General features: G+C 33.1%; 21 protein-coding genes and 1 pseudogene. 6 read left to right on the top strand and 16 right to left on the bottom strand.

Translation table 11 applies throughout. The features are described 5' to 3' along the window. Positions 1-318 precede the first annotated feature (318 nt). Positions 319-465, top strand: a pseudogene (locus TERY_RS32765) (SUMF1/EgtB/PvdO family nonheme iron enzyme); the annotation flags it as partial. Here TERY_RS32765 and TERY_RS08860 read toward each other — a convergent pair. From TERY_RS08860 to rpmI, 3 genes are all read right to left on the bottom strand, one after another. Further along, a complete protein-coding gene (locus TERY_RS08860) occupies positions 451-978 on the bottom strand; it encodes a tetratricopeptide repeat protein (protein ID WP_011611512.1) in 528 nt (175 codons plus the stop codon). The pseudogene TERY_RS32765 and the gene TERY_RS08860 sit on opposite strands and share 15 nt — an antisense overlap. A 780-nt stretch (positions 979-1,758) precedes the next feature. Next, a complete protein-coding gene (rplT, locus tag TERY_RS08850; RefSeq protein ID WP_011611511.1) occupies positions 1,759-2,115 on the bottom strand; it encodes a 50S ribosomal protein L20 in 357 nt (118 codons plus the stop codon). A gap of 29 nt (positions 2,116-2,144) precedes the next feature. Further along, a complete protein-coding gene (gene rpmI / locus TERY_RS08845; protein ID WP_011611510.1) occupies positions 2,145-2,342 on the bottom strand; it encodes a 50S ribosomal protein L35 in 198 nt (65 codons plus the stop codon). Positions 2,343-2,949: 607 nt separating this feature from the next. Here rpmI and scpB point away from each other — a divergent pair. The 4 genes from scpB (at position 2,950) to queC (ending at position 6,085) form a co-directional block, all read left to right on the top strand. Next, entirely contained in the window at positions 2,950-3,471 is a 522-nt protein-coding gene (gene scpB / locus TERY_RS08840; protein WP_011611509.1) for an SMC-Scp complex subunit ScpB, read from the top strand. A 258-nt stretch (positions 3,472-3,729) separates the two neighbouring features. Further along, positions 3,730-4,296 (top strand): 5-formyltetrahydrofolate cyclo-ligase, encoded by a 567-nt coding sequence (locus tag TERY_RS08835; protein WP_011611508.1) that lies wholly within the window; start codon positions 3,730-3,732, stop codon positions 4,294-4,296. Between the two features lie 511 nt (positions 4,297-4,807). After that, entirely contained in the window at positions 4,808-5,347 is a 540-nt protein-coding gene (locus TERY_RS08830) for a DUF2808 domain-containing protein (protein WP_044136611.1), read from the top strand. Between the two features lie 69 nt (positions 5,348-5,416). Continuing rightward, the gene (queC, locus tag TERY_RS08825; RefSeq protein ID WP_011611506.1) at positions 5,417-6,085 is read left to right on the top strand and encodes a 7-cyano-7-deazaguanine synthase QueC; all 669 of its coding nucleotides are present in this window, start codon (positions 5,417-5,419) and stop codon (positions 6,083-6,085) included. A gap of 107 nt (positions 6,086-6,192) precedes the next feature. On the opposite strand, the gene TERY_RS08820 is transcribed toward queC, so the two are convergent. From TERY_RS08820 to TERY_RS08790, 9 genes are all read right to left on the bottom strand, one after another. Then, the gene (locus TERY_RS08820; protein WP_011611505.1) at positions 6,193-7,320 is read right to left on the bottom strand and encodes a glutathionylspermidine synthase family protein; all 1,128 of its coding nucleotides are present in this window, start codon (positions 7,318-7,320) and stop codon (positions 6,193-6,195) included. Between the two features lie 37 nt (positions 7,321-7,357). Further along, the gene (locus TERY_RS08815) at positions 7,358-7,771 is read right to left on the bottom strand and encodes a hypothetical protein (RefSeq protein WP_011611504.1); all 414 of its coding nucleotides are present in this window, start codon (positions 7,769-7,771) and stop codon (positions 7,358-7,360) included. 741 nt (positions 7,772-8,512) lie between these two features. Then, positions 8,513-10,324, bottom strand: coding sequence for an SBBP repeat-containing protein (locus TERY_RS08810; protein WP_011611503.1), 1,812 nt, complete (start codon positions 10,322-10,324; stop codon positions 8,513-8,515). Between the two features lie 1,300 nt (positions 10,325-11,624). After that, the gene (locus TERY_RS08805; RefSeq protein WP_011611502.1) at positions 11,625-12,467 is read right to left on the bottom strand and encodes an SPFH domain-containing protein; all 843 of its coding nucleotides are present in this window, start codon (positions 12,465-12,467) and stop codon (positions 11,625-11,627) included. Between the two features lie 568 nt (positions 12,468-13,035). Beyond that, positions 13,036-14,235 (bottom strand): cysteine desulfurase family protein, encoded by a 1,200-nt coding sequence (locus TERY_RS08800; RefSeq protein WP_044136609.1) that lies wholly within the window; start codon positions 14,233-14,235, stop codon positions 13,036-13,038. Positions 14,236-15,159: 924 nt separating this feature from the next. Continuing rightward, positions 15,160-15,297 (bottom strand): hypothetical protein, encoded by a 138-nt coding sequence (locus TERY_RS32760; protein ID WP_155994375.1) that lies wholly within the window; start codon positions 15,295-15,297, stop codon positions 15,160-15,162. A gap of 23 nt (positions 15,298-15,320) precedes the next feature. Further along, entirely contained in the window at positions 15,321-15,719 is a 399-nt protein-coding gene (locus TERY_RS08795; protein ID WP_011611500.1) for a DUF7682 family zinc-binding protein, read from the bottom strand. 12 nt (positions 15,720-15,731) lie between these two features. After that, on the bottom strand, positions 15,732-15,920 hold the full coding sequence (locus TERY_RS32755; RefSeq protein WP_155994374.1) for a hypothetical protein: 189 nt from the start codon (positions 15,918-15,920) through the stop codon (positions 15,732-15,734). A gap of 1,216 nt (positions 15,921-17,136) precedes the next feature. Beyond that, positions 17,137-17,343, bottom strand: coding sequence for a helix-turn-helix domain-containing protein (locus TERY_RS08790; protein WP_044136607.1), 207 nt, complete (start codon positions 17,341-17,343; stop codon positions 17,137-17,139). Positions 17,344-18,853: 1,510 nt separating this feature from the next. Here TERY_RS08790 and TERY_RS08785 point away from each other — a divergent pair. Continuing rightward, a complete protein-coding gene (locus TERY_RS08785) occupies positions 18,854-20,440 on the top strand; it encodes a DUF655 domain-containing protein (protein WP_370496893.1) in 1,587 nt (528 codons plus the stop codon). A gap of 459 nt (positions 20,441-20,899) precedes the next feature. On the opposite strand, the gene TERY_RS08780 is transcribed toward TERY_RS08785, so the two are convergent. From TERY_RS08780 to TERY_RS32750, 4 genes are all read right to left on the bottom strand, one after another. Then, complete coding sequence (locus TERY_RS08780; RefSeq protein ID WP_011611498.1) at positions 20,900-21,661, bottom strand: hypothetical protein; 762 nt, start codon at positions 21,659-21,661, stop codon at positions 20,900-20,902. A gap of 37 nt (positions 21,662-21,698) precedes the next feature. Next, positions 21,699-23,123 carry a MotA/TolQ/ExbB proton channel family protein gene (locus tag TERY_RS08775; protein ID WP_011611497.1) on the bottom strand — a complete coding sequence of 475 codons (1,425 nt, stop codon included), beginning with the start codon at positions 23,121-23,123 and terminating at the stop codon, positions 21,699-21,701. 484 nt (positions 23,124-23,607) lie between these two features. Beyond that, positions 23,608-24,399 carry a hypothetical protein gene (locus TERY_RS08770; protein WP_011611496.1) on the bottom strand — a complete coding sequence of 264 codons (792 nt, stop codon included), beginning with the start codon at positions 24,397-24,399 and terminating at the stop codon, positions 23,608-23,610. A gap of 120 nt (positions 24,400-24,519) precedes the next feature. After that, entirely contained in the window at positions 24,520-24,666 is a 147-nt protein-coding gene (locus tag TERY_RS32750; RefSeq protein WP_155994371.1) for a hypothetical protein, read from the bottom strand. Positions 24,667-24,692 lie beyond the last annotated feature (26 nt).

Raw genomic sequence — 24,692 nt, 5'->3', positions numbered from 1 at the left:
CTATTAACTCTATAATAAAAATTAGCAAAATTAGCTTTGAAACTGTTGATAGTTTTTTATTATTATTTGTAGCTAAAATATCAATTTAAATAATGAAACGGATCAACAAAACAGCTTTGGGGTAAGAAAACACAAAAAGAGAGAAAAAACTCTTTTCAATATCTTGTTTTATTCCAAAACTCTGGACATACAGGGGCCTGCTATTCAGTCGTTGATCCACTACCTGCATTTTAGCAGATATTCCGGTTCCTCAAATTCATTCCATCATTCAGAAACCCCAAAATAGTTTATATTCCTTAAAGAAGTTTTCTCAGGGGTTCTCACCAGACAGAAAAAGGGAGATATAGCCATGAAGAACTACCACATACAGTAACTATTCAACCTTTTTATATAAGTAAATATCCAATGACTCAAGAAAAATATCCAGTAATTATGAGCCATATTCTGACTTCAAGAAGTTGTTAAACGTTTCCTCATAGATTCTGCACGTCTTTTCGCAGTATCATTTTTGGAGTCATATTGCAGTGCTGACTCATAGGCTTCTAAAGCTTGAGCAGTTAATTTTTTTTTCTCATAAGCATGACCCAAATTATTATAAGCTGTCACATATTTAGGATCTATCTTTAATGCTTCTTTATATTGCCTAATAGCAATATCATACTGCTCTTGAGTGAAGTATGTAAAACCAAGAGCATTATAAATTTTTGCCATATTTTCTAGATTTTCTGGGTCTTTTAATCTCAGAGCTTTTTGCAACAGTTCAATTCCTTGAACATATAATTTTTTTTCTAAATATATACTGGCAAGTTGATAATATTCATCTACTGTTCCCTGTTCTTTTGTCAGTTTATCTTTCAATTTAGAAAGCTGACTTTCTGTTTTTCTTGTCTTCGTAATTTGACGGATAACAAATATAGATGTTATAGACAATAATAGTAACAGTATTAATAAGTATAAAACTGGTAGAGTGCTATCCATAATCTTTACCCAGGATTAATTTGAATTTTAGCTGGTAATGTATTCTAATGGTGGTTTATTGTGATTATTTTAGTCAAGGGGAATAGCAGTGGGACTAAGTAAATTCTCTCTCGGTTTGACTAAACTTATCCATACTTACCCTTGAGGCCTTTGGCAGGTCAGTTTCTATTTTACGGAAGAGCACTGAACCTAGTCTGTAGCTTACCTTCAAGAGCGGGCTGAAAAGTCCTTAAAACTCAAGCTACTGAGGTAGATAATTTTTTAGGTTGACAGCAGCATTCAACTCTCTATCTCTAATAGTAATAAAACCAGGAGTACTAAATCTGTCAGTTCCCTTAGTTTAAGAGCCTCCCCGACTTTTAGGGACTGGGGAGGTTCTAGGGTCTTATTACTCAAAGGCGTGTTGAGGTTTTGCACTTAGTACGCGCTCCGTGCTCCTTATGTTGGGAACTAAAGGGGTAGGTTACCCTTGCCTGCTGCCTCCATTTTTTTGTTTCGGACTGCCCGCCTAGGACTAATTAATTGCATTTTTAAATAACATATGTATTCAAAAAAAACAACTAAAAATAGTATATTTATGGGCAAAGCTTTAAACTCAATTTTTCGGCAATGGCATTCTTTCTTCATGCCTAAGGTGAGCATACAATTGAGGACTAGGAGTTATACTGATTTAGATACTGTTCGTAAATTAGACATAAATCTAGTGATATTCCCATAAATATTTAATTATGTCTAATTTTGTAAATTATTTTTCTACTGCTAATAGCTCTCTAGTTTCTATTATTTTTTGGCAAGACTAGCCAGCTCCAAAACTTTTGCAAAAGCTTCAGGATTTAAAACAGCTAATTGTGCTAACATTTTACGGTTAATTGCAATATTTGCTCTTTTCATATTGCAAATTAATTGACTATAAGTCATACCTTGTTGACGAGCTGCAGCATTGATGCGGGTAATCCACAAACGACGAAAGTCCCGTTTCCGTTTACGGCGATCGCGATAGGCATTCCGTAACGCCTGCATCACTCGTTGGTTAGCAACTTTAAATAATCTAGATTGTGCTCCTCTAAACCCTTTAGCTAATTTCAGTATTTTCTTTCGGCGTTTACGGGCAACATTACCTCTTTTGACTCTCGGCATAATTTTTCTCCTAAAATATTATAAAAATATTATAAATATGGAATCATCAAACGTACATTTTCTTCATTAGTCTTATGGACAAGAGTTGTTTTCGATAAATTGTTCTTACGAGTAGAACTTTTATGCTCCAAAAGATGACTCTTGAAGGCTTTACGACGTTTGATTTTGCCACTGCCTGTGGCTTTAAAGCGCCTAGCTGCTGCTTTGCGAGTTTTTAGTTTTGGCATGGATTTGCACTAATTTTACACACAAGCTGTTATTATATCATAAAATTTGCAAAAATCAAATGCCTACTAATAGATTTTAATAAATGTTAGAAGCAAAAAGTTAGAATTAAAATTCTTCTTGTGACTATATTTTATATACTTAATAATTTGATGGTGTCCTATAGTCCTACGCGCAATTTAAAAGTCCAAAATACAAAAATAATATATGACTCAGTTTTATAATTTAGAAATTTTCGTACCTTTTGCTTCAATGACTATAAAAAAAAAGAATGTTATAAATATTTTATTTTAATAATTAATAATTACCTCTTATTTTTAAGAACAGGATGAGCTAAATTTTTTTTATTTTTGAAATTCGAGGCTTTAAACCTTAATTATTGGAGAAGAAATTAGGAAGAGAAATCGAAAACTTGATCCTGAAGATGAAATCAAAAACTTTAGATTAAAAAGCATAACTTATCATTAAAAATTCCCATTTAAAGCTAACATTTATTAAATTGGTATTAAAGAGAATATATGATAGAAAAAATTAGGTTAGATAATTTCACCCTTTCTTGGGGAAGTTTTCTGACCATAATACAATCATGGTAAGAGTTAACGATACTAAATGTATAGTCTTTCTAGTAAAATTGAGGCAATTTTATATCTCAAGGGAAAAGCCCTCTCCATTTCTGAAATTGCTGAAATTGCTAAGTGCGAGCGTGGCCAAATAAAGGATGCCCTAATCGAATTAATGTCAGAATATGCCCATCGGCATACTGCTTTAGAAGTTGTCGAAACTGAAAAAGGCTATAGTCTTCAACTAAAACCAACTTTTACAGAGTTGATAGAAAGTTTGATTGAACCAGAATTAGGAGTCGGCGCTCTAAGGACTTTAGCAGCGATCGCTCTCAAAGGAGGAATTACCCAATCAGAATTAGTAGATATTCGTGGCTCGGGAGTTTATCAGCATGTTCCTGAACTTGTAAGTTTAGGTTTTATCCGTAAACGTCGTCAAAAAGAATCTCGCTCCTATTGGTTACAAGTCACAGATAAGTTTCATCAATATTTCCAACTTGATCAACTCCCCCAACAATTATCACTCGATCTATTTTCTTTATCTAATGGTAATGAAAATGAAGAAGAATAATCCAGTTATTTAGTGGCCATTTCAGTTGTCAGTTAGCCTCCTCCCGAGTAACTGGCTTTTTCATCTCACATAGGGAAATAGTTATCATTATCTCTAGCTGAAACAAAAGGCTTAAAAACCGGAATTTTTTTTTTCATCCCATTGAAAAGGAAGGCTTGATACCTTATTTTAAAGTACAATATCGAACAATTTGAGTATAAGTCTAAATAAATCATAACTTACTCATTTTACTTTTCTAATTATAATTTTAGTAGATTAATGATCAAAAAAGAATTAAGAAGCTCACTATTAAAAAAACGTCAGTCTATGGCTGAGATGGAATGGAAAGAAAAGAGCGATCGCCTCTGTTACTACTTACAAAATTTCTCCCTATTCCAAAAAGCTAAAACAGTTTTAGCTTATATTAGTTTCCGTCAGGAACCAGACCTAAGTTTATTATTTACAAATATTGGAGAACAAACAAAATTTTCTCAAAAAACTTGGGGGTTTCCACGCTGCGAAAAAAAGTCTCTATTTTGGCATATTTGGCAACCAGAAAATCCTCTACAAAAAGGTGCTTATGGTCTTCTAGAACCAGAGGTAAATGCACCATTATTACAGTCATCAAAAGTAGATTTAATTTTAGTTCCTGCTGTGGCTTGTAATCTTAATGGTTATCGTTTAGGCTATGGTGGAGGTTTTTATGACCGGATGCTAAGTCAACAAGAATGGGCATCAAAACCTACTATTGGCATTGTATTTGAATTTGCTTATTTACAAGACTTACCTATAGATTCCTGGGATAAACCTCTTGATTTTGTTTGTACAGAAAATGGTATAAAGTAGATTTATTACTGTAAGTATTCAGCAGTCATTTTAGTTATCAGTTATCAGTAACGACCTCCTTCAGCCAAAAGCTGGCAATAACAGAAAATCGTATAAAGTAGATTTATTACTGTAAGTATTCAGCGGTCATTTTAGTTATCGGTTATCAGTAACGACCTCCTTTAGCCAAAAGCTGGCAATACTAAACATAATTATTTCTTTTCATCCCTTAACATCCTCTTAAAAAAGAAGGGTTAAGACATTTTATGAATTTTCTTATCCTTTTATCAAAATAGATCGCAATTCTATCTGAAGAGTGAGAGAAATGGGCAGCTAAAAGGCAGAAAAAAAAGGATCAAGAGTTATTTTTTAATAAGGCTAGTGAATTTACATAATGACTTAAGACTACTATAGCTAGCAAAGATGCACCTACATGTTACTAAGTAAGTATAAAATCAACATTTTTACAAAAAAAATCTTAGTAGACAGGAAATTATCAAGTGCTTCCATTAAAATCTCTAATTTTCTTCTTATGAAAAAATTTTCCCTTTTGCTTTTCCCCTTATTACTTTTTGTCACTCCTAGTTTAGGAGTTCAGACAAAAGATGGTACTGTTTATTTTGCTCAACCACCTCGCCTAGTTAAAGCAGTGACTACCCGAAGCGAGACTTATGTCTGGGGAGCTACCTATTACTTTACTCTCAACTTATTACCTGATGCTGGAGTACCACTAAAACAGGTAACTATTAGCAAAACTGAGGGCCCTGACAATATTCGATATAATTCAAAGAAAATAATTGCCTTTAAAGGAACCCATCGGAATAAGGGTCAACAGTTAACAGTTGAAGAAGTAGGGATAGACAAAAAAACTAATACTATCTCAGTATTTTTTAACCCGGCCGTGCCTCCAGGTACAACTTTTACAATTGGCTTGCGTCCAGTGCGAACTCCCAGATATGGGGGGGTATACTTATTTGGAGTAACAGCTTTTCCTGTAGGAGAAAAACCTTATGGTTATTTTCTTGGCTATGGCAGACTTCATTTTTATGATGGCTCTGATAATTATGATTGATATAGATATTAAGCTAGTTATCAAAAAAACTTAATCTTGACCAAGATACCAAATGAATTATATAGAAAAATGAAAGCAGTTATTTTATTATCAGGAGGATTAGATTCCTCAACAGTTTTGTATCAAGCAAAAGCAGATGGTTGTGAATGTTATGCTATTTCCTTTGACTACCAACAACGCCACCTTCGAGAGTTAGACTCAGCCAAAAAAATTGCCGATACTGTAGGTGTGATAGAACATCATATTGTTAGTTTTGATTTAAGATCATGGGGAGGTTCGGCATTAACTGATAGTCAAATTGATTTGCCTAGCGATCGCGACCTTGAAGAAATGTCACAAAATATTCCTATTACTTATGTTCCAGCACGGAATACTATTTTTCTGAGTTTTGCCCTGGCTTACGCTGAGGTTGTAAATGCAAGTCGGGTTTATATTGGGGTGAATGCTTTAGACTATTCCGGTTATCCTGACTGTCGTCCTGATTATATTCTAGCAATGCAAGAAGTTTTTCGACTAGGTACTAGACAAGGGAGAGAGGGAGAAGCGATCGCTATTGTAGCTCCACTTATAGAGATGAAAAAAACTGAGATTATTCAATTGGGGAATAGTTTAGGAGTACCTTGGGAAAAAACTTGGTCATGTTATGCAGGTGGAGAGAAACCTTGTGGGATATGTGATTCTTGTAAGTTGCGGTTGACTGCTTTTCAGGAATTGGGGTTAACAGATCCCTTGATGTAGGAGAGTAGGAGAGGTCGGGAATGACCTCATGTTCCAAGCTCAGAGAATCACTCATCGAATAGGTTAATTTTTGAGAGTGCAACAACAAACAACTACTTTTTGATAATTCATGTAAAATAATGAGGTACAAATCTACTTAAATCTTGAGTCACAATTTCTTTGTCTTCCCTCAGACAAATACCAGCAGCTTCTCCACCAATAACCCAAGCACCAACCACAGGATAATAACTATCAAAATTCGGCAGTTGATAATAGGATTGATAAATTACAGGCTCATTCTCATATATTCCTTCGGTTTGATATTCTCTATCTCCAAAATAAACAGTAATATTTCCTCCTTCTCTAGAAAAAACTGGCTTGCTCAGATAGGGATGAGATAATTTGCTAGAGTCGAAATAGGCAGGCAATAAATTAGGATGATCGGGAAAAAATTCCCACAAAATTGGCAGAATAGCTTTATTACTCCAAATTAATTTCCAGGCAGGTTCAATCATTTTCATTGGTTCTAATAATAGATATTTCCCGAAATTTTCTCCCATCATCCATTCCCAAGGATACAACTTGAATAAGTGACGAATAATTTGATTATCCAAATCACAAAAAATTTCTAAATCTTCACTCCAACCAATATCATCAATATAAATATGTTGAGTATTTAATCCTGCTTGAATTGCCAAATCTCTCAAATATTCAACCGTTCCCAAATCTTCTAAAGTTTCTCTTTCACAACTGAAATATAAAGTCTCTCCCCCTAAACCATTCATTTCCAAAAAACTTGCCAATAACTTTTCATGCACAGAATTAAATTGATCCGCTTCAGGAAATATTTCTTCTAACCAAGTCCACTGTACCACACTAGTTTCCAAAAGAGCAGTGGGAGTATCAGCATTATATTCCAATAATTTCGGTGGGTTGATACCATCATAAGCAAGGTCAAAACGACCATAAAGACTCGGATCATCCCGTTCCCAAGACTGGCGACATAACTCCACAAACTCTGGCGGAATACACAATTGGGAAAAACGATCTTCTTGGATAATTAGCTCTGCTGCTTCAATATACAATTCTTGTAAAGCATTGGTTGCTACTTCCAGTTCATTTATTTCTGAAGTGCTAAAATGATAACAAGCCGACTCATACCAATATGGTTGACTGTACATATTATAAAAATGAAAGCCAACCGCTTCACATTTCTGCTGCCAGTTAGCACGAGGTTCAATATTTATGCGTTTCATTTGCTGTTTTATTTTGAAATTTTAATTTGGGGTTTGCTCAACCTTTGCCACCGCCTCTACCACCCAAACTGCTACCACTACCTCTACCACCTCTACTACCAAAACCACCTCTATTAACCGTACCAACAGAAGTTGTAGACTTTCCCGAAGGACTTTGGAGAATACCTGCATTACTAGGAACAGGTTGATAGCTACTATTACTATTTCGATAAAAGTATCTACCACTATACCCAGACTGATAGTAGTAAGGACCATAATAATACTCAGATGAATAACTTCCGTCTGTCACTGGTTCGCATTCAACTACAATTCCCCATTCTTTGTAACAGTCTTCAAGACTTCTATAGACTTCGCGCCTGTATCTACGAGATGCGCAGGCTATTAAAGAAATTGAGGATATTAATACTAGAGTAATAACAATGCTTCTCTTGATTTTTCTTGGCTCAGTCATTTCAGTTATCCGTTATCAGTTATCACTACCGACAGCCTCTAGTATCCGGCTTTCAATACTGATGTTCATTTTTTTCATTTTTCCAAAAGCTTAACATAAAACTTGATGAAAAAGAGAAATTATATATTAATTATAATATTTGCCATTAAATAGAGATGTCGGGAGAGTCAACGTCAATAAATACAGGCTTTTCTACCCCCATTCTCCTACTGAGAGGGATTAGGGTTAACTCCCCATTTCTCTCTAAAGTATTTTAGGAGTTTATAATCATGGTTCAGCTTGAAAAGGGCAGAATTAAGACCTTATTTATTTTTTAATCATGTGCTTAGGATGTTTATATTTTCATGATAGCTGTTCAACGAAAAAAAACTTTCAAATTGTCAAATATTATAACATTTAGTTGACGATAAGCGATCGCTTCTGGTATTGACTAGAGAACTAGGAAAAATAAAGGAATGGGGAAATAATTTTGCATTTTCCCCTAATCCTTAGCTCCTAAAACCTAGCCCCTGTATTAAAAAGAGGCATTCAAAAACATTTGATTTGAATCATTTGTTCCCGATAGCATAGCACTACCCATTTAGAGCGTAGACATTAGCAAATGTCCTTTGCAAAGCATTTCCACAATAAAAACTTACTCAGAGATTACTTTTAAATATTGACTTCCACCCCTAAATTACGAGGGTAAATTGACTGTTAACTTTTAACTTGCACGCAGCCCTATAGAACACTAAAAATTTATTAGCTCCTCATAGGTAAACGCCCTTCTGCTTCACCAAACTTAACGTAATGTTCTAAACCATTAATAAAAACACCATTTGCTACAGCACTAGCAACTCCTGGGTAAGTAGCCAAATAAAATTGCTCATCAAAAGCCAACTGAGGCGATCGCCCTTCCAAAAAACCAAACTCCAACCAATGCTCAAACCCACTATCAAAAAAACCGTTTGCCACAGCATTTGCCACACCAGGATTTTCTATTAAATAAAGATTTTCGTCGAAACTCTCACCAATATTAGGAGGAGTAACAAAGATCGGAAGATCAGGAGAGGAAGTACTGGCAGTAACTTTACCAATAAAGGCATCTTCATTATCTATATCTAAATCAGTATTAGGAATAGTCAAGCCGACAAAATAAGCATTACCAACTTCATCTACTTTAATATCATTACCAAATAACCCAATATTGTCATTTATCCGAAAGGGAATAGAATATTCTATAACTTGACCATCATTAGATATTTTACTCACAACAGTATTAAAAAGATTATTGTTGTTAACAATATAAATATTTCCTGCAGCATCAAGATCAATACTCTCAATAAAATCTAAATTTTCCGTACCTAAGTAAGTAGCATATTCAACAGAACGATAATCAATTTCCCTAAGTAATATTTCATCACTTTCACTATCACCAAAAGTAACTAAGCGCTCAGTATTGATCTTAATCAATATTCCATCACTTTCACCCCCACCAAAAGTATTGTACAAAGCATTAACAATAGGAAACTCACCAACTGCAGGTACTACCGCATCACCGCCCATAATTTGACTACCCGAACTTCCAGCTATATAGATACTACCCATATCATCTACAGCAATACCATTACCAATATCTCCATCTACAGCACCATAGTAAGAAGAAAAAATCAGGTCACTACCATCACTATTAAGCTGAGTAATAAATACATCTCCATCTCCTCCTATCGTATTTTGTACTGCATTTGCAGTTGGAAAATCAAAGGAACGAGTTTGACCAGTAATATAAGCATTACCATTATTGTCAACAGTAATATCCTGACTTATTTCTGTGTCATTTCCACCTAATAAAGTTGAGTAAATTAATTGATTTCCATCAGTAGATATCTTACTCACAAAACTATCTCGGTTAAGTTCATTAACAAGAGTCTTTTGTAGAGCATTTTCTGTAGTTGGAAAATCACCAACTCCAGGAATAGGTTGAATTGGAAAACGGAGTTGGGCACCAGTTTCTCCAGTTATATAAGCATCCCCATTATTATCTACAGCAATAGCACTACTATAATCGTTATCTTGCCCACCTAGATAAGTAGAATAAAGAATATTATTTCCATCATTAGATAGTTTGACCACAAAAGCATCCCCAGAAAAATCACCACCCCCATAAGTATTTTGCAAAGCATTTACTGTCGGAAAGTCAACAGAATTAGTACTACCCGTAATGTAAATATCTCCGGTTATAGTATCTAAAGCAATATCCGTACCAAAATCTCTACCACTTCCACCTATATATGTAGCATAAACTTGAGTTCCATCAGGGGAATATTTAGCAACAAAAGCATCACCATCCCGAAATTCATCACCTCCACCAAAGCTATTTTGTACCGCATTTGGAGTCACTTCAAAATCTGTAGATGTGGTACTACCAGTTATATAAATATTGCCTTCATTGTCAGTAGTTATTCCTATTCCTTCATCAAAGTTACTACCTCCTAACAAGTCAAAAATTTCAACCGAAGGCTCTGAAAAGTTAGACATTATTGAGGAGTTATCTCCTAAGAATTGTTCATCCATAATTTCTATCAAATTCTATTATTATTGTATATCATGTCCGCTTGAATACTTAACCTTTGGTGTTAAGAAGAAAAAAAGGAAAAAGTAAAAAATGTTAAGTTTTCCCAGTCATCAAGATCCTAGAAGTTTTAATAATAAATCTCAGGTTTTTCCTTGAAAATTTTTCACTTTCTGATCAACATAACACAAAAAAACACAAAAAAAAGCTGAACTAGCTCAGAAAGTTTCAACAGTTTCAGTTTTATCATGATCATATCAGTGAAAAATAATCCTTATGGATATTAATTGCTTAATGAAATTCAAACACCTCAAATATTCATTGTCTTCTTCAGTTTATTAGCGATCGCCTAACTTTTATCTAAATAATGGCCAACTAATTTTATTCAGTTTATCTAACCATTATTTGACATATTTACAAAATAATGATCTACATCATAGATCCATCATATTTATATATTTTCTCAATAGTTCATTTATCTAAAGAACAAATATCTTTATAACTAGCTGACCATTCCCACGTTGAACCAGAATAGTTTTTTTACTTAAAATCCTAAATATACTATAAATTACTGAATAACTGAAGTACTAACTAAATATAGTATTAACGTACAAGAATTAGTATGATTGTTTCCGAAATGAAAAACCCCCATACCCTGTGATTTTTCTGTGAAAACTTTGCGATATGTAAGTTATTTTCCCTTAAATAGTAATTGAAGCTGAGAAAATAGTTGGCAACTTATACAAGTTACATATTATCAACTCTAAAAGGTAAAAAAATTACAAGAACGGGGGCTTAATGAGGGTATCTCTAAACAAAAATTAAATCCTAGTATAAGATGGGTTAGGCGCAAATTCGTTCCCTTACCCATTAAACTTAAATTATATCTGTGATTCGTCATAAACCAGATACTTAGGCTGTGACCAGAGCTTAAAATTATTTTATACATACCTTCTCAATTATTGCCCCTTGTGTAGCTAATTTTTGAGCTGGAGTAGCATTAATTATCCATCGGTTATTACTAAGCATTCCCTGTGGGATTTTCAATTTGGAACCAATTTAGCAATCATAGATTTCTTTTATCAGAAAGGTACAATTAACTGAGTTTTCTATAGCTGATACAGAAATTAATCCCAATATTTTAACCCAAATATTATTAAATATACCACTACCATCATTCTTATTGACCTCAAACTGAGATAATTAAACATATTAAAAAATCGGATAGTATTCAGTTGAATATTTGATTCAAACTGAACACTTCCTTCTCCTTCCTTCTCACTTACTCCTAATTATAAACTATTAATTTTCATCCATTTGACTAAGATTGAAAATAAAAGGAACTCCTTGGGATTTTTCACTACCCATAACTAAAACTTTAGGCATCTGAGAACCACCTTTTTTCCAAGCTTCTATAGCCTCTTTCTGTAAAACCAGCTGACCACCCTGTGCTTTTAGTGTTTCGGCCAATAATTTTTGAGCTTCTGCCTTACCCTTAGCGCGGTTAATTTCCGCTTCAGCTTCTTGTTCCGCTTCCTCCGCAATATACACTGCCCTTTGAGCTCTTTGTTCAGCAATTTGCTTATCTTCAACCGCCCTAGCAAATTCAGGAGAAAAAGTTAAATCAATCACGCTAGTATCTAACACAATAATTCCATATTTATCCAAACGAGAACCTAAAGCATTATCAAAATCTGATTTTAATTCTTCCCTTTTTGTAATAGCTTCTTCAACAGTTCTTCTAGCTGCAGCAATTTTAAAAGATTCTTGAGTTTGTGGTGCAATTACTTTAGCAACCAAATTTTGTAGAGTACCTTGTTCTCTTCTAATTTTTACTACCAGCAGTGGATCTAAGCGAAAGTTAATGGCAAAACTAGCGGATAATTGTTGTAAATCTTTTGTCGAACTTTGCCCAGGAACTTCAAACTTTTGCACCGTTACATCATATACATCAACTTCAGAAATCAGGGGAGGTTTAAAGTGAATTCCTTCTAGTAAAGCTCCATCTTTAGCTTTACCTAAAACACTCAGAACACCAGCTTGACCAGGGTTAATAATTACAAAAGAATTGAAGCCAATTAGCAATATTAAAGATAACACAATTGCTAATATTAATGTTTGTAAACTTTGTTGTTGACTTTTCAATTTATCTACTCCGAAATTTGAGACTACCACTCATTAGTTAATTTTCTGTGTTAATCTTAGTTCTAGTTTAGAATTACCACTAAAATTATATAATATTTTTATAATTTCTTACTATTCCTAAAATCTAGCAATAAGCAAGTGTATTTAATTATCAGTACAATAAGAATCGAGATTTAAAACTTTGATAACTAGTTGATGATTTATTTATAGTTTTTTATTTTTTTGGTAAAACGTTTATTTATGCCTACCGAATTATACTTTTTCACAGAAGTTAAAAATCATGATTTCATAGATTAATATTTAAAGGAATCAAAACTTTGACAAGTTCAGTAATATCAAGAAGTTATTTCATATTTTAGCTATATTTAATCACCTATATTCAAGTAGTATCAACTAAGTTAATAAAATTGGTATCAGTTATTGATTATTAATTGCTGAAGCGCTAAATGCTAAGACCAAAACACTTGATCTGACCTTATGATATCCAATTTTTTACATTCTCTTTAAGTACAGAAAATTAAAGTTCATCAAGATTTAGCAATTATCAAAAAGTATTTAATGTCCCTTATCACAAAGATATACAATAAAATTTTTGAGAATTAACATTAGGCATCAATCTTGTCAAGATTTGCTTGAGTACTATAGCCGTCCAATCAATATCAGCTTCCGTTGTTTCTCTTCCTAATGTGAAACGGACACCCCTAATAGCATGCTCTTTTGTATACCCCATTGCTAGTAATATCGGACTCGGAGCTATTTTTCCACTATGACAAGCTGAACCCGTACTAATACCAATTCCAGCTAAGTTCAATTGTCGTACGAGAGTTTTACCAGTAACCTGATTATTCCCCTTAGGCATTTCAACCTCAGGAGGGACTATACAAAAACTAACATGATGAGGTAACCTGTACAATCGATCACCAGTAAAAATTACATAAGGATTATCTACCATATGCGCAAAGAAGCGATCGCGTAACCTACTCAACCTTGACGTTTCTGTAGCTATCTCTTCATTAGCTAATTCTGCTGCCACACCAAAACCAGCGATCGCTGCTACTGCCTGAGTACCAGAACGTAACTTCATCTCTTGACCTCCACCACTCAATAAAGGGACTAACTTTACACCCTGTCGTACATAAAGCGCCCCTACACCTTGAGGGCCATAAATTTTATGGCTAGACAAAGACAACAAATCTACTGGCAGTTTTTGTAAATCTATTGGTAAACGTCCCACCACCTGAACTGCATCAGTATGAAACAAAACCCCACGATCACGACAAATATTGCCCAATTCTGCAATAGGTTGGAGAGTCCCAACTTCACTTTGGCCATAAATTATTGAAACTAAAACTGTATTTGGTTGTAATGCAGCTTGTAGTTCTTGAGGATCTAACCTTCCTTGTCTATCCACAGGTAATCTGGTCACTTGCCAACCCCAGTTTTCTAATACCCTTGCTGGTTCTGAAATAGCAAAATGTTCCACACTAGAAATAATTATATGTTGAGGTTTTCCATAGCAAAGTGCTACTCCCATTATCGCCATATTATCAGCTTCAGTTCCCCCAGAAGTAAAAATAATTGATTCTGGCACTGTATTAATAAGATCTGCTACTTGAATTCTGGCCTTTTCCACTAATGTTGCCGATCTTTGGCCCCACATATGTAGGCTAGATGGATTACCCCATTGTTGAGTCAAAACTTGCTGCATAGTAGTGATTGCCTCTGGTCTTGTTGGTGTTGTCGCACTATAGTCCAGATAAATTTGCATCATCTTTCTCCTTTTGTTTTCTTTTAAGTTTTAGTGACTTAGGTTTTAGGGAGTAGCATGCATTAATGCTAGCTTTCTGTACAATTTATGAAACCCTTAGTAATAAACACAAAGGGAATAACCTTCAATCTCTCCACTTGCTCTCATTAATAGACCTCTCCCGCAAATAGTTTTTAAACCCTTTACTATCCTTCTCAAATTTTTATTTTTCCATAGGTCTAATACTAATTATTTTTATATTTTAGGGACGTTGTATGGAAAATCCCTACCTTCTCGATAGCCTAGTTGAAAAGTCCTTGATCAATGGTATAATCAATCTAGTTCTGTAGGCATAGAAAAGAATAAAAACAACTGTACCTAAATAAAAAGAATATCTCATCACTTATAAAATAAGTTAAATATTTGAACATACTTAAAACATCCAACGCATACTTATAATTTTTTATTTTTGTAGTCAACCTATTCCTAGTAAAGCATGGTATAGTGACTATAGTAAATTAGCAAAAGTAAGAATTACAACTTGATTCCAGACTTTCTTTAAAAACTATTTAAAAGTCTAATACTACTGTAATTCATCAACTAACGAATAAGCTCTAAGTATATCCAACTCAAACCTTTAAGGATTTAGTCTCAATAAAAAGAAATCTGAAAAACTCTTTAATTACCTTCTAATCTTGTTGTATTGCCTTTAATCTCTGAGGATTCAATTGCTCAAAAATGTATTTAGCATATTATAGTCTAATTGACTTTTTGAAGTGCTCACCTTATTACAGGAATCTTAATTATTCAAGAATATAGAAATTTTGACTTAAAAGAAGAAGGTAAAAGGGAGAAAACAGAAGTTTTGTATAAGAAAATTGAAAACCAAAGTATCCGCAAAATACAAAATTCAAAATCTAAAGTAATGCTCTCTATCTAGTTTAGCTAGGTAAACTTCTTACTCAAAGCATTAGCAATAATACCTTGAGTTTTTATCTTTTGATTTCCTTGTAGAGGGACTAAAAGCCAGCAAGGAGCAAAAAATAAATTATCCAATTTTTGAACTAGAACTATTTGTTTCACTATCTCTACTTCCTGCCCCCTAACTACTTGGGTTTACAAATATTATAATCCTCATGGGACATCACCTTCTGTGGCACAACAAAATTCCCATAATCTTGACAAATCATTCTATAATTACGAGTAACAGGTATACTCACAATAAAACGATTGTGGCGCAGCCGTTTACCTCCAAATTCTCGATAGCTTTGATTATTGTTTAACCCAGAAATAATTGCTCTAGCTTTAACCACTACATAGTCTGGTAGACCCTTCAAATCTATCAAATCACAATCGAAGGAAGCTTCCCACTCTAACCTTTTTTCTCGCTTTTCCGCTATTTCTTCCTCAGCTCTTTGCTGTACCATTTTCTCTTGTTCACAGCGATGACATTTTCTCCCATATCCTTTATGACCACACGGAAAAGTCCTTTTTCTTTTCGGCATAAAACAGCAAAGTTAGTTTTGACATCTTCCCTGGCCTACAGGCACAGGAATTCTACCGAGCCCAAGCTCCTCCGGGAGTTGACGTCTAATAGAATATTGCACCGAACCTGACCCACCCCCAAGAGATGGGTGAATAGGTACGTTGTAGGTTACATTTATCTCCACGTCGTTTTTTTCTCCAAATACCGAAAGAGTCAGCAATATACTTATCGCTTATTTATCCCTATATTTTCATCGCAGTCGTATTCATCATCAAGTGTTAAGACAAAACCATTCTTACTTGAAAGATCTAACTTTCCACCATTAAGTTTCACAACAATAGTAAAGTAAGAGATGTTATTTACCATCTATACAATGATTCTAAAGTCACAATTATATTTTTCTATTTTACCTTCTAGAAGTGTTCCTAATTGTAGCCTACCTATCTCACTTAACTACCATGGATCATCTACTGTTTTGTCGGGATTTCCCTTGCGACCATACTTTTCCCTAAGTAAAAATTTTTCATCATTCTAGAAGCATTCAAATTTCAGATCATGTCTCTGTTTGTGAATACCCAAATCATGGGAAAATTTCAGACAATTGGGAATTGGGGATTGGGAATTGGCAGCAATAAATTCCAGAAAAATATTTTCATTATGTTTAATTATAATACTTTACTTTTAGAGTACAATCACTTAACTTTTGTGCAAAATAATACTAGTTAATAATTTTTGTAGAAAGCTATATGTTGTATCTTTAAGTTAACCTTGAAAATTAGTAATTTTCCATTGATAACTTAACTAATTTTTAGACAACTACTGACTAAGTTGTTATTTTCAGAAAATGTTTTTCCTCAAAAATATGCTAGTTATTAATTACTTTTTTTCAATAGTTTTAGCGAATTAATTTTTGCTCATCATTTCAACATTGCAAAAGTTTTTATGCCCAAATATATACCTACATAATTATCGATTTTAAATAAAGATTATGGATTAATTTTTACGACAAAACCAATAAAATATCTCTTAGATTAAAATTAATGTAGTTGACAGAGCGAGGCAGACTAGGTAGTTATCTCAACAAATAATTTTGATTTTTATAACTTTAATTTTGCTAGAAAGTTGATGTTAACAAAATTTCAACCCACCTTTTCTTAACCTTGCAGTTCCCCTAGTGATTTCTGGCTTTTAAATTTATAAGCCTGAACAGACAGGCATTTTTTTATCAACCTAAAAGTAAGATAAAAAAATTGGGCATTGATGAAATATTGCTATGAAAACATTATTTTACTAAATCTAAAATATTTTTCAGTTAATAGTTAGGTTATCGGCAAATCAGAAAAACCATATTTACCTATGAATAATGCCGAATTTCATAAAGGCTACCTCAAATAATTCAAATATTTTGGCAAAGGAATATTAGAAATTTATGAGAGTCACTCCTGATATTCAATTTTTTTAGCTTGAGTCATAAAGAGTTTTTGTAACTTAGATAATAATAGTTTCTTTAAGCCTAATTTATACTTTTGTTGATAGCCATCTAGACTCTCATTTAAGACAAAATGGACAAAAACAAATAGCTTTGCCCCCTGGGTATTTTTGTCCCCATTTGGATATATACAGTACTTAAATCTAGCTTTCATAATCTGAGTTTACAAATTCTCTGAGTCCTCAAGAATAATTTTTCACGTGAGCCAAGGGTCTTTCAACCCTTTCTCAACCATCATATTTATAGGAATATTATATTTGAATCCAAGCTTAAAAAAAAGCTGATAGTTAAGTACTAAAAGCTGATAGCTATTTACAATCTTTAACATCATAACATAGATGAAAACAAAATATATTGACATTGTCCCTAGCTATTAAGCGCTTGGCGTAGGTGAATATCAAAGACTACTTACAAAGTTGCTCTGAGTTTTTCACTTCATTCTGATACCAATTACCATGCATTAATACTTTAGTTAAGTAAAACTTCAGTTGTTAAATAATTAATATATAATATAGAGAATAACTTTTTTATTAATTTAAGATAAGTTAATGTTAATGTTAATTATTATTATATTGTATGGATGTTTTTATGCAATGTCCCTAATTCCACTGCCCTACTCTCTTACTTTCCTACAAGAAAATGTCGAAAAGTTTTTGATAAATGGTATTATTTACTAAGAGATTATGGAATGAACAATACAAAAAACATCTCTACAAAAAATTAACAAAAAATCTAATCAAAACCCTTACTTGTATTTAAAAAGCTAGTGTGCCCAGGGTAAAAAGTTTAAATCAACTGACGAGGCCAACTGTACACTACATTAGGCAGGTCACAAAATGTCCAGTCCCAGCAATTATGTATTGGTACTTGAACCCTTGAAAAAACACCTAGCATCATGGGAACCAGCCTATGCTTGGTCATTAAATGTAAAAAAAGAGTCAAGTAAAAGTTTTGAAAGGAACTTGACAGTTAAATAAAAATTCACTATAGTTATCTAAATTTACACATACATAGTTGAGAAATATTGTAGCAGTATGAATAATGAGGGAAAACTATATGAATAATTTGGAGCTTCTTTAGTATTTTGTTCCTAAGTCATAGATTAAGTTATAGACTACTTTCAGTAGCATCAGAGTGAAACACCAAAGCTAGCTCCAAAGCTTATTTAATAATCCTTATGTAAATTTGGGAAAGTTTATTGGAACGACGACCTGTTCACAATAATTTTGAGTGGTAAACGAAGAAGAATATCAGGGGTTGCAATTAAACATTTACTCATCTTTCAAACAAACAAGATTTGCTTTGGTAAACCAAAGTACAAAACTTAATTTGGGCAATAATTTTAATCTATCGCCCTCAGCTATTCAATAATGCTTTAGAGCCAAAGAAGCAGTTAATAATAATAACTTCAAATTATTGGCTATTATGCCACAAGACTAATTTTTTTATGGCTCCCTCTTTTAGTCAAATTAATATTAATAAATATTTTAGCTATAACCCTAACCATAACTTTACAATACATCTAACTTTTTCAAGAAGCAATTATTAATGATCACTTCTTGTTTAATTACCATCAATTTTTGTTTAATAAAATACTTGATTTCCTAATATTAGTGCTACTTTATTCTTTGAAACTGCGATTTAGCTATGTTTTACTATTAACTTTGAACCTAACTGCTTGTCTGAATAAACCTCAAGAGTTAGTTCCTCCTCTATCCCCATTGCCACAAGAACCTCTAATTAAATGTTACTTTAATCAATCTCAAGCTTCAAGCTATACTGAAGTCCTACGCCAGCAAACCCGACTAGGAGATAATCTTGAAGAAATAATTGTTAATACTATTGCTGATGCTAATTCTACTGTGTATGTGGCGGTTCAAGAGTTAAGTTTACCAAGTATCACTCAGGCTTTGGCCGAAAGGTATCGAGCTGGGGTCAAAGTACGAGTTATTATTGAAAATACCTATAATCTTCCCTGGGAAAGTTTAAGTCCATCTGAAGTCTCTCAACTGCCTGAACGGGAGCGCGATCGCTACAATGAATTTATTAGTATCTCTAGCAATAACATAGATGGTGACATTAGTCAATATAAAGTGAATCATAGGGATGCTCTAATAATTTTAAGCAATGCAGGAGTTCCCTTGATCGATGATACTGCTGATGGCTCTAAGGGTAGTGGTTTGATGCACCATAAATTTTTAGTTGTGGATGGTAAAACCACCATTGTCACCTCGGCTAATTTTACTACCAGTGGTATTCATGGGGATTTTTCGGAGTCTCTGAGTCAAGGAAATACTAATAATCTCTTAAAAATAGAAAGTGTTGAATTAGCTGAACTATTCACAGAAGAATTTAATCTCTTATGGGGAGACGGACCTGGAGGTAAACTAGATAGTAAATTTGGCATCAAAAAACCATTTAGACAGACAAGAGAAGTATTGGTTGGTGATACAAAAGTTGCAGTACAATTTTCTCCTACTTCTAAGAGTCTATCTTGGCAAAAAAGTGTAAATGGTCTAATTAATCAAACATTAGAAAAAGCACAAAAATCTATTAATTTATCCCTATTTATATTTTCAGCACAACTATTAGTTAATACCCTAGAAAAAAAATCTCTACAAGGAGTATTAATTCAAGGTTTAATTGACCGTAGTTTTGCCTATCGTTACTATAGTGAAGGGTTAGATATAATGGGAATTGCTCTGCCAAATAAATGTAAATATGAAACTAATAATCAGACTTGGAAAAAACCTATATATACAGTAGGTGTACCTAACTTACCCCCTGGCGATCGCCTCCATCACAAATTTGGAATTATTGATAATTCAATTGTAATTACTGGTTCTCACAACTGGACTGAAGCAGCTAATAAAAACAATGATGAAACTTTATTAGTAATAGAAAGTTCCACAGTAGCAGCTCATTTTGAACGTGAGTTTCAAAGACTTTATCAAACAGCAACTATGGGTATACCATCATGGTTGATAAAAAAAGTTGAAAAACAACAACAAGAATGTGGTGATAGATTAACAAAAACTGAAATTTTCCTAACAAATACTAATAATAAAATTAATCTCAATACTGCTACTGCTGAAGAATTAGAAACACTTCCTGGAGTCGGACCAAAATTAGCAGAACGCATTATTCAAGCTAGGAAAAATAAACCTTTTACATCTTTAGCAGATCTAGATCAGATATCTGGTATTGGACCTAAAATATTAGATAAATTAAGCGATCGGGTAACTTGGTAATTTAGATCAAAAACTATAATTAGGTATTACCAAAACAGTCTTTTGAAGGAGTAGAGAAATAGGAGGATAGGTAGGAAGTTATATGCAATATCCCTAAAGAATAACCGGGAATGTACACATCCCTAATCCCAACAATAGAAGGCTTTTTTGACGATAAAAAAGCTTTAAATTTTTATCTGTTAATGCTTTGATATTTAATCAACAAGCTTTAATTACTTGTAGTTATTTGAATTATTTTTTACATTCTTTTTTCATAATTGATATGACTTGAAATATTATTGAATTTATTGCCTCTATCTCTAAGTATTTTTGATAATAAAAAGCTAAAAACCTGTTAATTATTCTTATGTTTATTTCTCTGCCCTACTTCCTATCCAACGAAAGGGTTACGGGTGAGTCTGCTACTCAATAAAAAGTAAAAAATATTGCTCATGGTTAGTATAAATTATAGCTTGCTTGTTACTCCGAATTAGTAAAACGAATCTCAATACGTCGCCTCTGTTGATCAGGGTTTTCATTAGGTTGAGCAAATTCTCCATTTTTTAAGGTTAATGGACCCGAAGAATATGCGCGAAAACCCTTCAACGGGTCAATACCTTTAAGTCTTCCCTCTGACTTTTGAATGTCTTGAAGTTTTCTAACGACTGCTAATGCTCTCATAATTCCTAAATCTATATTAGACCCTTCTTGTAATTCTTTTATAGATTTACTTCCACTAGCAACCTCTTCAACTAAGCCGTCAAGGTTACTGACAGGATCTGCAACAGGTTGTCCATCTGTATGACCAATTACAACTACGGTATTAACGTCATATTTTTGAATATTTTCCTCAATATTTTTAAGAAGTTTATTACGAATATATTTATTTAAAGCATCAGTTAGCTCGGCACTACCTGAAGGAAAATCATATCCTTCTGCAGCAGTAATAACAATATTAGGAGGAAATTGTGGAATTCTAGCAGAAGTTTCAGCAGTTAGTTTTTTATATAATTCTGAACTCTTTTCTTTTTCAAAATCTAGTGATTTTGTTAATTGCTTAACTCTATTTTCTGAAGATTCTAAAGATATTACTGATTCCTGATATTTAGTATTAATATCTTGATAAGCTCCAGCAGTAATCACCAACATTACTAATAGTATAGCAAGTAAGGAAACAATTAAATCGACTCCTGGACCGAAAGGATCTTCTTCATTACTAACAAAATTCCAAAGTTTTTTCATCCTCAAATAAAATTCTAATTTATGGTTAATTTATTATCTAATTAAATATGTTTTTAATTCTTTGTAGGAGTGGTTTATTCAAAGATTTATTGACTGTCCTCATCGTATATGTAATTTCTTCCATACGCTGAATTGCTTGATTAATTGTAGTTCGTAGTTTAGCATTGGCTTCTAACATGGAAAATGTATATTGAGAGTTTTCTATATTTCTCATAAAGTTGACTTGAGACGAGTCAAGTTGTCGTAAAAAATCTGCAAATTTGGCATTGGTTTCTGACAAAGTATTAATACCTGCATCAATGTGTTCTGTCTGTTGTTGAATACTATTTTCTGTCTCATCAAGTTTACTAGAAATTGTTTGCCCGGCAAATACTATTCCGTTTTTTATGTCATCTCTAAAACTTTTTAGAGAAAGTTCACTGTAAATTTCTTTTACTTCCTCAATAAAGTTATTTTGAACTTCACTTATTTCATTAATAAATCTATCAAAATCTACTTTAGTTTGCTTAATTTGTTCCATACCTTTTTGTATCTCATTGGTTTGTTCTCCAATTCTTTCTAGAACAGCACTAATACTACGTTGAATCTCTTGAGTATTTTCGTAAAACCTTTTTCCTAGCTGCTCTACAACGCTTTCAACTTTTGCTAATTCCCCTAAAATTCTTGATTGATCGTCATTATCAGCATTTCGAGCTAGCAAGAGAATAACTTCAACAGAACTTTCCATGTCTCGAAAATATTTCTCTTGACGTTTACGCAATATCATCAGTAAAAATCCAAGTAATATTGCAACTTCTAACCCTGCTATTGTCGTGCTAAATGATATAAATAAAGCTCCTGAAAGGTTTTTTATAGCTTCTATGGGAGTTACTTCAGAACCAATTTGACTGAGTTGAATTATTGCTTCGAGTAAACCTATAAATGTTCCGAAAATTCCTGCTCTTAGGGCAATTTTCTGAATATTTGTTATTGTAAAAAGACTGTCAAGAGATTCATCACGATATGGCTCAACAATATTAATACTTGACTCAAACCTCAAGTTTTTAGCTTCATTGCAAACATGACGAAAAAGGCGAGTCATAGCTAAAGTAGGTTCAGTTATATTTGCTGGCAAATAATTTTCTTCTAATTTGCTTAGGTCTACTTTTCTTTTTTTTCGGAGACCATCTTCACCTTGTTCTTTAGTTTCATTCGCGATCGCTCTATTTATTTCTACTGTAGCTATAGCTATAGCAGTAACAACAACCCCCCAAATACCTAAACAGTGGATCAAGAAATTGAAAACATTTGATATAGTTGAACCCTGAGAATATGTATATCTAAAAAAGGCAATTAAAATTAATATTGCTAATAATAATACAAAAATGAAATCTATCTGACTGTTAAGCCAAAATAAAGGGTTTTTAGTTAGATTCTGTGGAGAGGAACTAGCAATTTTATATCTACTTAAAATTTGTTTCATTGACTACACTCCTCTAAATATCAATTACTTAATTATCATTATCAACACTAGGCGAAGCTTGGTCGCGAGTTAATTTTTTCTGTGTATTTTCACTTGCTTGTAGTTCAAGTTCTACTTTATTAACTAAAGCATCAAAATCATCATCATCATCATCATTTACGCTAGGAGCTAATAAAGAATATTGTTGGGATGTAAGCTTATGAGCTTTCTCTTTATTAGTTTGTAAAAGTTCCGATAATTTCTGCTTTAATTCTTTTTCTTGTTGTCTATATTTATTTTTGCGTTTCTCATTGCCAGACTGACTACTTAGATCCTGAAGGTGTCCACGGAGTAGCTCAAGTTCTTTTTAAACAGTTTCAATTTCATCTAAAGATATACTTGTTTCAACTAGACGCAGCTTTTGATCTTGAGTTATCTGCTCTTGCGCCTTAATTAACTTCTTCGCTTGAATATTTAACGGAGTCTCTCGTTCAAGTAATTCTATCTAAAAAAATGTCTGAGTTTTTTCATCAATAATCACCAACTTTTTGGTATCTGATTTTTCTATTTGTTTTTTTATTTGAGAAGCTTCATTTTCACTAATTCTTTTAATCACATTCTCTAAAACGTAAACTTTAGGCATGATAATATCTCTAATTGTTAATGAAACTGTTGAGTCAGAATTCACAGGAGTTTCAACTTTATTTTTCTCCTCAATTAGAGTTGTTTGTTCTCCTAGTAAAAAACAAACAATGCGCTCAAAATCACTGATACTTAAACCTTGAAAGAATCTTGCTACATATAGTACAGTCTTGCGTAGAACGTCTACTTTCTCATGTAGTGCAGCACCATCTTCTTTTTCATAGATACCTATCTGTTGGTCTATATTTTCATTTGTAGCTTTTGACTCTACAAACGGAACTTCCAAGTGCGGGAATGACAGAGATTTAATCTGTTTCCTTTCTAGTGTACTTTTTAATACTTTTGATTGAGCTATACAGATGCAAAATCTTTGACTATTTCTTAACTGTTGTTTGATCTGCTCTGCCGTAGAAAATTCTACAGCCAGAGAATCTAAAAAAGTTTGTGCTTCATAGCTGTCTACAAGAATCAAGCTTGACTCTTTTCCAATAGCTGAATTAATAACAATGTTATCTATATTTATTGCGTAATCTAATTTTTTAGAAGCTCCTAGCCCTCCTGTAAACAACCTCTTGTTTGAGACTGAAATTTTCTCAGTCAAACTATAGGCAACTGAATATGCAGTTTTATTATCTGAACAAGTAACAACAACCAAATAGTCTTCTTGTAATTTCTGGGAATAATCAGATAAATCATCAATTCCGACATCAGGAAGACTTTTTGACTTTGGAGGTAAAGGTTTTATTGGATCAATTACTTCTTGGTTTACATTGGATTAATTCTGGCTAAAGCCATCTTTTTTTTCATCCTTATATTGGGAATATTGATTTTGAACAAAAATTTCAACATAGTTTTGGTTGTTGTTATTACCATCTGTAGTTTGTTGAGTTGTTCTAGTTTCCCTTCCTGCATTTTTGCTCACAGCAGCTTGCTAATTTTGGCTCTGTT

The sequence above is a fragment of the Trichodesmium erythraeum IMS101 genome, from assembly GCF_000014265.1.
In the GTDB taxonomy this organism is placed as follows: Bacteria; Cyanobacteriota; Cyanobacteriia; order Cyanobacteriales; family Microcoleaceae; genus Trichodesmium; species Trichodesmium erythraeum.
This window is presented reverse-complemented; position numbering and strand designations above follow the sequence as displayed.